Here is a 12811-nt window from a genome sequence, read left to right on the forward strand (position 1 = left end):
AATGGCTGACATGAACGCCCCCATCGCGCCGCTCTCGCCCTATTCCTCGGCGCTCGGCAAGGAAAATATCGAGACGCATACGCTCTCCGTTGTCGTCGACAACGAGCCGGGCGTGCTGGCGCGGGTCGTGGGCCTGTTTTCCGGGCGCGGCTACAATATCGAGAGCCTGACGGTCGCCGAGATCGCGCATGCCGAGCACTTATCGCGCATCACGGTCGTCACCTCCGGGCCGGCGGCGGCGATCGAGCAGATCGGCCATCAATTGGAGCGGCTCGTGCCGGTCCATGTCGTCAAGGACTTGACGCTGCGCGGCAATGCGATCGAGCGGGAATTGGCGATGATCAAGGTCGTCGGCACCGGCACGCCGCGGCAGGAGGCGCTGCGGCTCGGCGAGATTTTCCACGCCCGCGTCATCGACACGACAACCGAATCCTTTGTTTTTGAGCTTACCGGCGCGGCCTCGAAGATCGACGAATTCGTCGAATTGATGCGGCCACTCGGCCTTGTCGAAGTCGCCCGCACCGGTATTGCCGCCATGACGCGCGGCAAGGCCCCGACCTGAGGCGCGCTATCTATGTCTGTCGTGCCTATCACGATATTTATGCCTCTTATCGATGAAGGCGTGGATGTATGGCGTCCCGTTCAAGCGCAACCATTGGAGAATGCCTGCTATTTCGTGCTTGGTCCTATGCCGGATGACGAAAAGTGGGAGTTTCCGCCTGGCGCGGTTGTTCGTTGCGAGATGCGATCCCTCAGTGGCGATGGGGGACGCTCCGAATTGCGCAAAGTCGCGCACGAGCAAGTCACTTTGAAATTAAACTGAGACCGATGGTCTTCTAAAAAGGAAACCGAATAACATGCGCGTATATTACGATCGTGATGCCGACCTCAATCTCATCAAGGGCAAGAAGGTCGCCGTCATCGGCTATGGCAGCCAGGGCCATGCTCATGCCCTCAACCTGCGCGATTCCGGCGTCAAGGATGTCATCGTCGCGCTGCGCGAGGGCTCAAGCACCGCGAAGAAGGCCGCCGGCGAGGGACTCAAGGTTCTGTCCGTTGCCGAGGCCGCGAAGATCGCCGATGTCGTCATGGTGCTGACGCCGGACGAATTGCAGAGCGATATCTATCGCGAACAGCTCGCCGCCAATCTGAAGCAAGGCGCCGCGCTGCTGTTCGCGCATGGGCTTTCGATCCATTTCAATCTCATCGAGCCGCGCAAGGATCTCGACGTGCTGATGGTGGCGCCAAAGGGCCCCGGCCACACGGTGCGCTCGGAATACAAGCGCGGCGGCGGCGTTCCCTGTCTTATTGCTGTGGCGCAGGACGCGACGGGCAATGCCCATGATCTCGCGCTTTCCTATGCGTCGGCCATCGGTGGCGGCCGCGCCGGCATCATTGAAACGACCTTCCGCGAGGAATGCGAGACGGACCTTTTCGGCGAGCAGGCGGTGCTTTGCGGCGGCCTCGTCGAACTGATCCGCAACGGCTTCGAGACGCTGGTCGAGGCGGGCTATGCGCCGGAAATGGCTTATTTCGAGTGCCTGCACGAGGTGAAGCTGATTGTCGACCTCATCTATGAGGGCGGCATCGCCAACATGAATTATTCGATCTCGAACACCGCCGAATATGGCGAATATGTCAGCGGTCCGCGCGTCGTAACGCCGGCGACCAAGGCCGAGATGAAGAAAATCCTCGACGACATCCAGACCGGCAAATTCACGCGCGAATGGATGCTGGAAAACAAGGTCAACCAGACTTCGTTCAAGGCGAGCCGTGCCAAGGCGCAGGCGCATCCGATCGAGCAGGTCGGCGCCAAGCTGCGCGCCATGATGCCCTGGATCGGCGCCAACAAGCTGGTCGACAAGGAAAAGAATTAAACCAGATCGTGCCCGGCGTCTCATACGGCGCCGGGCTTTTTTCCGCCGGCCCGGCTTGATCCATTCGAAATTTTCCATACATCGGTCCATATAGGTGCATATGCGCATTTTTAGAGGAGAGAGCCGATGAATATCGAAGGGTCAGTCGCGCTGGTCACGGGTGCCAACCGCGGTCTTGGAAAGGTTTTGGTCGAGCAATTGCGCGCCAAGGGGGCGCGGAAAGTCTACGCCGGGGCGCGCGATCCTGCGAAAATCACCTATCCAGGGGTCACGCCGGTCAAGCTCGATGTGACGAGCGCGGCCGATGTCGCGGCCGCCGCAGCGGCACTCGGCGATGTGAATCTTGTCATCAACAACGCCGGAGTCGCACCCTTTGGGACGCTGGCCGACGATGCCTCGCTCGAAGCCGCCCGCGCGGTCATGGAGACCAATTATTTCGGGCCGTTGCGGATCGCCAACGCCTTCGCGCCGATCCTCGCGAAGAATGGCGGCGGGGCGCTGGTCAACATGCTCTCGGTCTTGAGCTGGATCACCTTTCCGTCGCTTGGCGCCTATTGCGCCTCGAAATCGGCCGCCTGGGCGCTGACCAATGCCCTGCGGCACGAGTTAAAGGGACAAAAGACCCTCGTGATCGGCGCCCACGCCGGGCTGATCAACACGGACATGGCAGCCGGGGTGGATGCGCCGAAAGTCTCGCCGGAACAGGTTGCCGCCGCGATCCTCGAGGCGGTGGCGAGCGGGCGCGAGGAGGTTCTGGCCGATGAAACCTCCCGCCGGGTCAAATCCGCGCTTTCGAGCGAGCCGGGCCCCTATCTTTGAGGGGTAGGCGTCACGCACACGCCATCAAAAGTTCTATTGTCTGGGCGCCAGCGGGGTTCTAGGGACTGCTGGCGCGGCCCTCTGCGCGCCCAGGCGAAAGAACTTGCGCGAAATCCTCACCATTCTCGCCATCATTCTGATCATCGTTTTAACTGCCGCTCTGGCGGTGCCTTATTTCATTGATTGGAATGCCGAGCGTCATCTGGTCGAGGCGCAGCTTTCGAACCTCACCGGCGCCGAGGTCAAAATTCGCGGCGGCATCGATCTCAAGATCCTGCCGACCCCCTATCTTCAGCTCGAGGATGTCGAACTGGCCGTGCCGGCGCGGGGGACCGACGTCAAGGCGGCCGAACTGCATCTCGAGATCGCCTTCACCGCGCTGATGCGGGGCGAGGTCGATTTCGTCGAGGCGCGGTTTGTCGATCCGCAAGTGCGCCTGCGCCTGGAGAGCGAGGCTTTGCCCTTGTGGCGGCCGACGCATGGCTTCACCGGCCAGATGCGCTTCGAGCGCATTTCGGTGACGGGCGGCAGTCTTACCATCGATGATCCCGCGGTGAACCGGGCCTATCGTTTCGATAACATCGCCCTCTCGGCCGAGGCCGATGCGCTGACCGGCCCGTTCCGCGGCGACGGACATTTCGACATGGCTGGCGCGACGAATGTCTTCCGCTTCTCGACCGGCACGCGGCAGGGCGCGAGCCTGCCGGTGAAAGCGACCCTCGATGAAAACCCGCGCCATCCGGGCGCCGATTTCGACGGCAGTCTCGTCTTCGATCAACATGCTGCCGAATTCGCGCTCCCGAGCGCCAACGGCACTTTGCATCTGACCGGCACCGGTCCGTTCGATCTGCCGTGGCAGGCAAGCGGCACGCTGAGCGCCGCGTTACGGCAGGCCGCGCTTTCGGGTCTCGGAATTCAGATCGGCAACGATCTCGCCGCGAACCTCGACGGTAGCGCCACCTTCGATCTCGGCGCGTCCGCCGCTGCGCACCTGAAACTGCATGCGCAACAGCTCGACCTCGATAGGCTGCTCACGGCCAAGGATGCGCCCGCGCCGTCGCAGCGGCTTTTCTCCGCCTTCGCCGATCTCGCGGCGGCGCCGCAACTTTTGCTTCTCGGTCTGCCGCTCGGGCTCGATTTCTCCACCGGCACATTGATCCTGGGAGGCGAGGCGATCGGCGATGTTACGGGCGCAATCGCTGCGTCGGGCCCATCGCGCGATGCGGTCAAATTCTCGGCCGGCGATCTTGTCGGCGCGCATATCGCCGTCGATGGACAGGTCGAGACCGGCGCCGCGCCCGCCTTCAAGGGCCATGTTTCCGGCGGAACTGATGATTTTCCGCGCCTCAACGCCTGGCTTGCGGCGAATCTGCCGAAGCTTGCATTGCCCGATTGGCCGCTCCAATCCCTCGGCGTCGATGGGGCGGCGAATGTTTCGCAGGTCGGCGCTGTCGGCAGCGATCTCACCTTGCACGTCAACGGCTCGGTGCTGACCGGCACGCTCGCCTATACCAAGAAAATTGACGCCACGCCGGCACGCCTCTTCGCTGATCTCTCGGCGCAAAGGCTGGAACTGCCGAGCCTGCCAGACCTATCGGCCGTGGCGCAGCAGATGCGCGACATGGATCTTGGCCTGCGTTTCGACGCGCAGTCGGTCAAGCTCGCGGGCTCTCGCGCGGGCGCGATCGAGACCGGGCAGATTCAATTCGATCTCGCAAAGACCGGGGGCGCGACCTTGCTGAAAAGCCTGCATGTCAGCGGTTTCGATGGCGCGAACGTCACGGCGAACGGGCGCTGGAACCCGCAAGGCGGCGATCTGGCGCTTCAGCTCGACGCCAGCCGCGTCGATGAAATCGCGGCGCTCGCCGCGCGCCTCGCGCCAAGCCCGGAGACCAATTTCATCGCTGCGCATAGCGCGGAATTCTCGCCCGCTCATCTTGACCTCGCCGTTGAAGGCGGCGTCGATAAAGACGCGGTGAGCTTGACGGGTCTGAGCCTCTCCGGCACGGCGGGGGAGACGCGGTTTCTCGCCAGCGGCAAACCGGAGCAGGGCAAGAACATCGTTCTTTCGCTGCACGCCGAGGCGCCGGACGGGCGCGCCTTGCTGCGCCAGTTCGGCTTTGCGACCGCGCCGGGCAAGCGGCTGGGTGAAGCAGTCATCAGCGCCAATGCGCAGGGACCGCCCGACCATCTCGACACCCGCTTCTCCGCTTCAGTCGCCGGCGCAAACCTCGATTTCACCGGTGATGTTGCCGAGGCGGTCAAGGCGCCGCGCGCGGCCGGCACGCTGAAGATCGCGAGTGCCGATCTTTCCGCGTTGCTGCGCGCCCTGGGGCTTGCCGATCCGGCTCTTGCGATCATTCTGCCGCTCGATGTAAGCGCCGCCGTGCAGGCCGATGGCGATGGTCTGGCGTTGCGGGCGATCAGCGGTTCCTGCGCCGGAAACAAGATTGCGGGCTCGCTCAGCTATGGCGGCGATCGCGGCGTCACCGGCACATTGCAGACGGATGCGTTGTCGCTCGGCAGCGTGCTGCAGTTGGCGCTTGGGCCGCCGCGTCCCGTCAAGGCCGGACAAGTCTGGTCCTCCGCGCCTTTCGCCACACCGATCAAACTGCCGCCGGCGCTCGTCGCCGTGCATATCGGCGCTCTTGGCCTTGCGGGCGTGGGCATCGCGCGCGACGCGGATTTCGATCTCGCGCTTGCGGAGGGCCAGCTCGGTCTCAATCATTTCTCCGCCAAACTCGGCGGTGGCCGTCTTCTCGGCGATCTCACGCTGCGGCGAAGCGGTGCCATTGCCGCGGCCGAGGGGCATGTGAGCCTTGATCATTATGCGCTCGATCTGCCGACAGCGAAGGGCCTCGTCTCGGGCAAATTCGATCTTGCGGGAACGGGCCAGAGCGCCGACACGCTCATTGCCGGCCTTGCCGGCGCCGGTTCGTTCACCGCCACCGAGCTTCTGCTTCTGCGCAGCGATCCGGGCGCGCTCGCCCGCGTCTTCAGCGATGTCGAGGAGGACCGGCTCAGCCTCGACGAGACGGAGATCGATCGCGCTCTCTCGGATGCGCTCGACCAGCACGCACTTGAGGTTGCGACCGCGAATTTTGATGCCGGCCTTGCGGCGGGCGTGTTGCGGCTCACCGGCAAAGGCGCGACGCCGGCGGCCGGCACCAACGGCGTGACGCAGGATACGCAGGCCTCGCTCGATCTGAAGACATTGCGGCTCGATCAAAGCAGCGTTCTGACGCTCATCGCGTTGCCGCTGAACTGGAACGGTGCGCCGCCGCAAGTGGGTGTCGAATGGACGGGCCCGGTTAGGGCGCCGGTGCGCAATCTCGATGCGACGAGCTTTGTCAACGCGCTTGCGGCGCGAGCGATTGCGCGCGAGACGGCGCGGATCGAGGCACAGGAATTCGATGTGCACGAACATGCCGTCGCATTGAACCGGCTGCAGTCCCTGCGGCGGCACGAGGCGGATCGCCAGCAGGCGAGCGCGGATGTCGAACGCGCGGCGGCGCGGGCGCGGGAACGGCAGGGGAGCCTCGATCGCTTGCGCCAATTGCTGACGATCGAGCAGCAGAAGGCGCAGGAAAAGACGCAAGAAAAGAGCGAAGCGCCGAATAAAACGGAAGAGCCGACGCAAAAGCCGCTGCCGATCAGCCCCGTGCCGCAGCAGGCCTCGCCACCGCCTCCGCAATCACAACCGGCACCGGCTGATCCCAGCGCGGCGGGCCGTTATTGAGCCAAAGCGCGAAGCTGCGTCAGGACATAGACGCGGATAGCCGATGACAGATTCGCCGTGCCGCGCCCGGCATCGATCTCGCCGATCAATGCCGCCAGCGAGAGACGGCGCGTGTGGGCGATGTCGCGCAAGGCGTCCCAGAAGGCGCTTTCGAGCGAAATACTGGTGCGGTGGCCGGCGATCGTGAGCGAATGTTTGGCGATGGCGCTGCCGCCCGGTTCAGGCATCGCCTGAATCCGGCGTGCGGCGATGGCCATCAAGACGGCGGCGCGCGATCTCGCGATTGCCGGTCTCGACCGTGCGCTCAGCCTTGCTTGCGCCGAAACGCAGGCGATTCTCCGCCGCCTTGTCCGCCGCCGCGGCGCGGGCCTTGGCCTTGCGCGCCTGGCGCAGATTGACGATTTCGCTCATTTCTTGCGGAAGGCATCGATGGAGACGACTTTCGTCGGTTCCTCCGGCTTGACCTCATCCGCGTCCGGCTTTGCCGCAGCCTTGCTCAGGGCGGCCTTCGCGGCCGGTGCCGGCTTGGGGCTGATCTCCGCAGGTTCGCTGCCACTGCCCCGCGGCTTGGTTTTCTCGGGGGGTACGGCGCGGGGCTGTGACGCCGTCGCGGGTGGGGCTGCAGCGGGCTCGGACTCTGGCGCGTCGGACACGCTCTCGAATTTCAGGCCGAATTCCACCGAAGGGTCGAAGAAGCCGGTGACGGCGTCGAAGGGAATCGACAGGATTTCCGGATTGCCGTGAAATGAAAGCCCGACTTCAAAGCCCTGTTCGGTGACCGTGAGGTTCCAGAACTGATGCTGGAGCACGATGGTCATTTCGTTCGGGAATTCCTTGCGCAGCCTGGGCGAGAGCCGCACGCCCGGTGCATCGGTGCGGAAGGCGATGACGAAATGGTGGTTGCCGGGCAGCCCGTCGCGCGCCGTCTCGACCAGCACCTTGCGCAAAACGGAGCGCAGGGCGTCCTGCACCAGCAGATCGTAACGGATGAGATCAGTCGCCATTCCAATGTCCCTGCCCCGGGAAAGTGGAGGCTTCTGTTGCCAGGTGCCTCCGAACCCCGCCTTAAGGTGCTAACCCCAAGGGCTTTTAATCGGTACCATTACCGCATTACGCGGCAACAGCCACCGGAGCATAGTTGTCGTTGGCAACTATAGGTTTAGCCCGATGACGGTGGAACCATGCCGAGCAAAAGAACACCCTTTACACTCCCCGTCGAACCTATTTCGCCCCCGCCGAAATCCGCCGCTCGCGGTGGACTTTGGTGGAGGCGCCGGGTACCGCCCCCGGGTCCGAAGAGCTTATTGCGATGCCGTTTATCGCCATAGCTGCGCGAGGCAGCGGCCCAAATATAGGCAAAGGCAGGTAAATTAGAAAGTCCTGGTTGCGGGTGCCGTGTGGACGGCCGCACAAACTGGGGATGCGGCGCCATCGCGACTTTCGCGCACGCGCCGGGAATGCAATGCCCGGGAGGGCTTTACAACACACACGCTGGGGCCGATGGACACCAAAATGGACGCCGGACGGGGGGCAGGCCAGCCGCACGCGCCTTATGGCCTGATCGGCCTCTGCCTCAGCCTTGTCGCGGCAATCGTCCTGACAGCCATCCTCATGGCGGCAACGGGCGGGGCCGCCTTTCTGGTCGCGGCGGTGCTGCATGGCTGGGAGGGCGCCCGCGCTGGCCTCGGCGGCGTCCTTGCGGCGCTGCAAACCGGCGACGAATTCAATGCCGCCCGGCTTGGGCTTGGTCTGTTCGTCTATGCCGTGGCGCTGGTGGCGCTACTCCTCATCGCACGCTGGCGCGGCGGCGCGGATTGGCGCAGCCTCGTAGCGTGGCAGCCGCCGGCGTGGCCGTGGCGCGACCAGGTGCTGTGGGGCATCGCCGCCTTCGGGCTCATCTATGGTTTCGCCTCCAGCGCGGCGCTCGGCTATTTCTATCCGAAATCGAATAGCTGGCTGCTCATCCCGCGCGATCATCTGAGCGCCGGCCTGCTGCTCATCCTCGCGGTCGTCGGCGCGCCGCTTGTGGAGGAAACTTATTTCCGCGGCTGGATCTACACGAGCTTGAGATTTCGCCTGGGGATGTGGCCGGCGATAGTCATCTCGGCGCTTTTATTCGGGCTCGCGCATTACGAATCGACGCATCTTTATGCGCTGGCGGTGTTTCCGCTCGGTCTCGTTCTCGCCGCGCTGCGCGAGCGCACCGGCAGCACCAGAACCTCGATGCTGTTTCATGCCGTCAATAATCTCATCGCCTTTTTCAGCGCCGGCTTTTCCGGGAGCTAATCATGCCCTATCCCCGACATCCCGAATATCAATATCTCGATCTACTCTCGAACGTGCTGGAGCATGGCGACAAGCGGATCGACCGGACCGGCGTCGGGACGTTGTCGATCTTCGGTGCGATGACTCGCTTTAACCTGGCCGACGGGACGGTTCCGATCCTCACCACCAAGCGCGTCTACTGGAAGACCGCGGTGAAGGAAATGCTCTGGTTCCTCACCGGAGAAACGAACATCCAGCCACTTCTCAAGAATCATGTCTCTATCTGGACCGATTGGCCGCTCGATCGCTATCGCAAGCAGTCAGGCGATCCGATTTCGCAGGGTGAATTTGAGCGAAGAATTATGGAGGATGACGCATTCGCGTCTCGCTGGGGCGACCTCGGCCCGGTCTATGGCAAGCAATGGCGGCGCTGGTTGGGGCCGGATGGAAAAGAGCACGATCAAATCGCCACGCTGATCAACTCCATCAAATCGAATCCGACGAGCCGCCGTCTTCTGTTCCACGCCTGGAACGTCGGCGAACTGGATCAGATGTCGCTGCCGCCCTGTCACATGGTCTATCAGTTCTTTTGTACACAGGATGGCAAGATAAGCTGCCTTTTGTTTCAGCGTTCCGGGGACCTGCTTCTGGGTTGCCCGTTCAATTGGACGGCTGGCGCGGCGCTCTTGTTTATGATCGCGCAGCAGACGGGTCTGACGCCACACGAGTTCATATGGTTTGGCGGCGACGTTCATCTCTATCTCAACCATGTGGAGCAAGCGCGCATCCAATTGCAGCGTGAGCCCCGGCAATGGCCCAAATTGCGGCTTCTGCGAAAGCCTGAGAGCATCGACGGCTATCGCATCGAGGATTTCGAGGTTGACGGCTATAATCCCCACGCTGCCATCAAGGCGGAAGTTGCCGTTTGAACACAGCGGCGGATCGGCTAATCTCGGTTAATGCGTAGAGTTCTTATCATCGGCATCGGCGCCGGCAACCCGGATTATCTGACGATCCAGGCGATCGACGCGCTGAATAAGGTCGATGTTTTCTTCATTCCCGACAAGGGTGCCGAGAAGGCCGCGCTGCGGGACTTGCGCACCGGGGTCTGCGCACGATTTATCAAGGAGAAGGTCTATCGCTTCGTCGAAATGGCGGTCCCGCAACGGGCCGAGAATTTCTCCGACTACAAAGCCAATGTCGCCGAATGGCATGCCGATATCGAGGTGAATTACGCGAGACTCCTGCGCGAGGAGCTTGGCGAAGACGAATGCGCCGGCTTCCTTGTCTGGGGCGATCCGTCGATCTACGACAGCACATTGCGGATTATCGAAAATATTCATGCGAAGGCGGAATTCGCATTCGAATACGACGTCATCCCGGGCATCAGCGCCATTCAGGCTTTGGCGGCACGACACCGGGTGCCGCTGAATCGCATCGGCGAGTCGATTCTCATCACCACGGGCCGCAAGCTTGCCGGGGGCTATCTCGAGGACGCGGACAGCGTGGTCGTCATGCTCGACGGTGAGCAGGCCTTCAAAAAGCTGGCGGGCGATTTTCAGATCTATTGGGGTGCCTATCTCGGGACAGATAGCGAAGTTCTGGTCTCCGGCCGCCTCTCCGAAGTCGCGGACGAAATCGCGGCGATACGCGCCGAGCATCGCCAGCGCAACGGCTGGATCATGGACAGCTATTTGATCCGTAAGATCGAAAAATAGAAATGCGAGATTTCTTGTGAAGCAATCCGCGGCGTCAGCCTTGATAGATGACCAATTCGTCGATCCCGCCGTCTATCATGGCGGCGCTCTTGCCGCCGCGCGCTTGCAATTTCCGGACGCGCCGACGCCCTGGCTCGATCTCTCCACCGGCATCAATCCGAACCCTTATCCGGGCACAGTGATTTCACCGGATGTCTTGACCCGGCTACCCGACGCTGTTGCTCTGACGCGGCTTCTGTCCGCCGCTGCCGGAGCCTATGGCGCAAAGGACGCGCAGCACATTGTCGCCGCCGCGGGAACGCAGGCTCTGATTCAGTATCTGCCGAAGCTTTTTTCGGCCCGGCGTGTCGCGATTTTGGGATTTGGCTATCAGGAATATCCGGCTCTCTGGCGCGCCGCCGGCGCGGACGTGATCGTCACCGACGACGTCAAAAGCCTCACCGAGACCGGCATCGACGTCGCCATTGTCGTTAACCCGAATAATCCGGACGGGCGCGTCGTCGACCCGCAGACGCTCGCAGATATCGCGACGCGCTTGGGACGTCGCGGCGGCCTGTTGATCGTCGACGAAGCCTTCATGGATGTGCTGCGCCCGGCCGCCAGCCTTGTTCCGATTCTGCCCGGACGCGGCGCTTTGGTTCTCCGCTCATTCGGGAAAGCCTACGGCCTCGCCGGGCTCCGTCTCGGCTTTGCGGTGGGCGGACTGGATTTGACCGAAAAGCTACGCACGGCGCTTGGCCCGTGGGCCGTGTCGGGACCGGCCATCGAAATTGGCGCGACGGCGCTCGCCGACACGGCCTGGCTCGAGCAATCTGTAGAACGGCTGGAACGTCAGGCGGCGCATTTGGACGTGATGCTGATCGATGCCGGCTTCAGTATCGTCGGCGGCACGCCCCTGTTTCGCCTGGCGCGGCATGAGCGCGCTTCGCATTGGTTTCAGAAGCTCGGCCGCTTTGGCATTTTAACAAGACCGTTTCCCGAACGGCGCGACTGGTTGCGTTTTGGCCTCCCCGGCGTCGAGACGGATTGGGCGCGTCTGGCGGAAGCGCTTCACGCTTCGCCCTAATCACGGCGCCGGTGCGATCAGATGAAAGAAGCTTCCCGAGACATTTCCGCGACGGCTCCCGCTCGGCTTGGGAACCGAACCATAAGCGTCCGTGACTTCGGCGAGCGGCGCATCGGTGCCGGGTCCGGAGATCGTTGCATAATGAAATTCATGGCCGCGCAACACCGTGCCGGCCGGGCCGAGAACATTGTCTTCAACGAGGCGCGCCTCGCGATAGCCAAGCGTCAGCCGCCGTGTGGCAAAAGACGTGGCGAGGTCGAGTAAGCCAAGCATTTCGTGCTCTACGCCGGCGGCGTCGATGAGCGCACGGCCTAAAACCATATAGCCGCCGCATTCGCCATGCACCGGCCGCGTCGCGGCGAAGCGCCGAACGCCGGACAAAAAATTCGCTGCATGTGCAAGACGCCGGGCGTGAAGCTCCGGGTAGCCGCCGGGGAGCCAGCAGACATCGCAGGTTTCCGGCGGCGCCTCGTCATCGAGCGGCGAGAAAAACGAAATTTCCGCGCCCGCCGCCCGCCAAGCGGCAACGACATGCGGATAAATGAACGAAAAGGCCGCATCGCGTGCAACGGCAATGCGCTGCCCGGGCGGTGGGAAAGTGATGCCATCAGTTTGACGCGCCGTCGCGAATGGCTGGGCCATCGCGAGAATCTTGTCGAGATCGACATGCGCCTCGACAAAATCGGCGAGCTTCTCGAGCGCCGCGTCGAGACCAACGGTTTCGCTCGCCTGGACGAGCCCGAGATGGCGCTCCGGCAGAGCGATTTCCACTGCGCGCGGCAATGCGCCGAGCACGTGCAATCCGGCCTCCTCCACGGCGCGCGCCGCAAGATTGCGATGCCGCTCGCTGCCGACCTGATTGAGAACGACACCGCTGATTTGAACGCGCGGATCGAAGGAGGCGCAGCCCAAAGCCAACGCCCCGGCGGATTGTGATTGGCCACTCACATCGAGCACGAGGAGCACCGGCCATCCAAAAGCCGCGGCAATATCCGCCGTCGAACCGCTGCGCCCCGCGGCGGCCGGCACACCGTCAAACAGGCCCATCAAGCCTTCGCAAATCGCAAGGTCTGCTCCGTCGGCCGCCTGCGTCGCCAATACGCGCATCAAATCCGGCGGCATCGCCCAGGAATCGAGGTTGAAGCTCTGCCGGCCGGTTGCGACGGCATGGAAGGCGGGATCGATATAATCCGGGCCGCATTTCAGGCCGCAGACCCCCAGGCCGCGCCGGTGCAGCGCGCGCATCAGGCCAAGCGTCAGCGTTGTCTTGCCGCTGCCGGATCGCGGTGCCGCGATGACGAATCCGCGCGCACTCATGGCAAGCTCA

At 63.1% G+C, this 12811-nt stretch carries 12 protein-coding genes and 1 other RNA gene; 8 read left to right on the plus strand and 5 right to left on the minus strand.

The annotated features are described in order from the left end of the window. The first annotated feature begins 10 nt into the window (after nucleotides 1-10). The 4 genes from ilvN to CWB41_RS06545 all read left to right on the plus strand — a co-directional run bounded on the left by ilvN (nucleotide 11) and on the right by CWB41_RS06545 (nucleotide 6435). On the plus strand, nucleotides 11-562 hold the full coding sequence (ilvN, locus tag CWB41_RS06530; protein WP_115835479.1) for an acetolactate synthase small subunit: 552 nt from the start codon (nucleotides 11-13) through the stop codon (nucleotides 560-562). A 295-nt stretch (nucleotides 563-857) separates the two neighbouring features. Continuing rightward, nucleotides 858-1877, plus strand: coding sequence for a ketol-acid reductoisomerase (ilvC, locus tag CWB41_RS06535; protein WP_115835036.1), 1020 nt, complete (start codon nucleotides 858-860; stop codon nucleotides 1875-1877). Between the two features lie 126 nt (nucleotides 1878-2003). After that, nucleotides 2004-2696, plus strand: coding sequence for an SDR family oxidoreductase (locus tag CWB41_RS06540; RefSeq protein WP_115835035.1), 693 nt, complete (start codon nucleotides 2004-2006; stop codon nucleotides 2694-2696). Between the two features lie 103 nt (nucleotides 2697-2799). Then, on the plus strand, nucleotides 2800-6435 hold the full coding sequence (locus CWB41_RS06545) for an AsmA family protein (protein WP_165204077.1): 3636 nt from the start codon (nucleotides 2800-2802) through the stop codon (nucleotides 6433-6435). Here the strand turns inward: CWB41_RS06545 and CWB41_RS06550 are convergent. From CWB41_RS06550 to ssrA, 4 genes are all read right to left on the minus strand, one after another. Beyond that, nucleotides 6429-6662: a ribbon-helix-helix domain-containing protein gene (locus CWB41_RS06550; RefSeq protein ID WP_115835033.1), complete on the minus strand. Its 234-nt coding sequence runs from the start codon at nucleotides 6660-6662 to the stop codon at nucleotides 6429-6431. The genes CWB41_RS06545 and CWB41_RS06550 overlap by 7 nt on opposite strands. Next, complete coding sequence (locus CWB41_RS06555) at nucleotides 6655-6846, minus strand: DUF4169 family protein (protein WP_115835032.1); 192 nt, start codon at nucleotides 6844-6846, stop codon at nucleotides 6655-6657. Before CWB41_RS06555 ends, CWB41_RS06550 begins: the two co-directional genes overlap by 8 nt. Beyond that, nucleotides 6843-7439, minus strand: coding sequence for an SspB family protein (locus CWB41_RS06560; RefSeq protein ID WP_115835031.1), 597 nt, complete (start codon nucleotides 7437-7439; stop codon nucleotides 6843-6845). The genes CWB41_RS06555 and CWB41_RS06560 overlap by 4 nt, the downstream gene beginning before the upstream one ends. A gap of 22 nt (nucleotides 7440-7461) precedes the next feature. Continuing rightward, nucleotides 7462-7816: a transfer-messenger RNA gene (gene ssrA, locus CWB41_RS06565) on the minus strand. A 131-nt stretch (nucleotides 7817-7947) separates the two neighbouring features. Between ssrA and CWB41_RS06570 the strand changes: the two genes are divergently transcribed. Genes CWB41_RS06570 through cobD form a run of 4 tightly spaced genes read left to right on the plus strand, consistent with a single transcriptional unit; the run spans nucleotide 7948 to nucleotide 11484 of the window. Further along, the gene (locus CWB41_RS06570) at nucleotides 7948-8721 is read left to right on the plus strand and encodes a CPBP family intramembrane glutamic endopeptidase (protein ID WP_165204080.1); all 774 of its coding nucleotides are present in this window, start codon (nucleotides 7948-7950) and stop codon (nucleotides 8719-8721) included. A 2-nt stretch (nucleotides 8722-8723) separates the two neighbouring features. Then, the gene (thyA, locus tag CWB41_RS06575; protein ID WP_115835029.1) at nucleotides 8724-9629 is read left to right on the plus strand and encodes a thymidylate synthase; all 906 of its coding nucleotides are present in this window, start codon (nucleotides 8724-8726) and stop codon (nucleotides 9627-9629) included. Nucleotides 9630-9659: 30 nt separating this feature from the next. Then, complete coding sequence (gene cobF, locus CWB41_RS06580) at nucleotides 9660-10418, plus strand: precorrin-6A synthase (deacetylating) (RefSeq protein ID WP_115835028.1); 759 nt, start codon at nucleotides 9660-9662, stop codon at nucleotides 10416-10418. Nucleotides 10419-10458: 40 nt separating this feature from the next. Then, on the plus strand, nucleotides 10459-11484 hold the full coding sequence (cobD, locus tag CWB41_RS06585; RefSeq protein ID WP_115835478.1) for a threonine-phosphate decarboxylase CobD: 1026 nt from the start codon (nucleotides 10459-10461) through the stop codon (nucleotides 11482-11484). On the opposite strand, the gene CWB41_RS06590 is transcribed toward cobD, so the two are convergent. Further along, a complete protein-coding gene (locus CWB41_RS06590) occupies nucleotides 11485-12801 on the minus strand; it encodes a cobyrinic acid a,c-diamide synthase CobB (protein WP_115835027.1) in 1317 nt (438 codons plus the stop codon). Between the last annotated feature and the right edge of the window lie 10 nt (nucleotides 12802-12811).

It is taken from the genome of Methylovirgula ligni (assembly GCF_004135935.1).
GTDB lineage: Bacteria > Pseudomonadota > Alphaproteobacteria > Rhizobiales > Beijerinckiaceae > Methylovirgula > Methylovirgula ligni.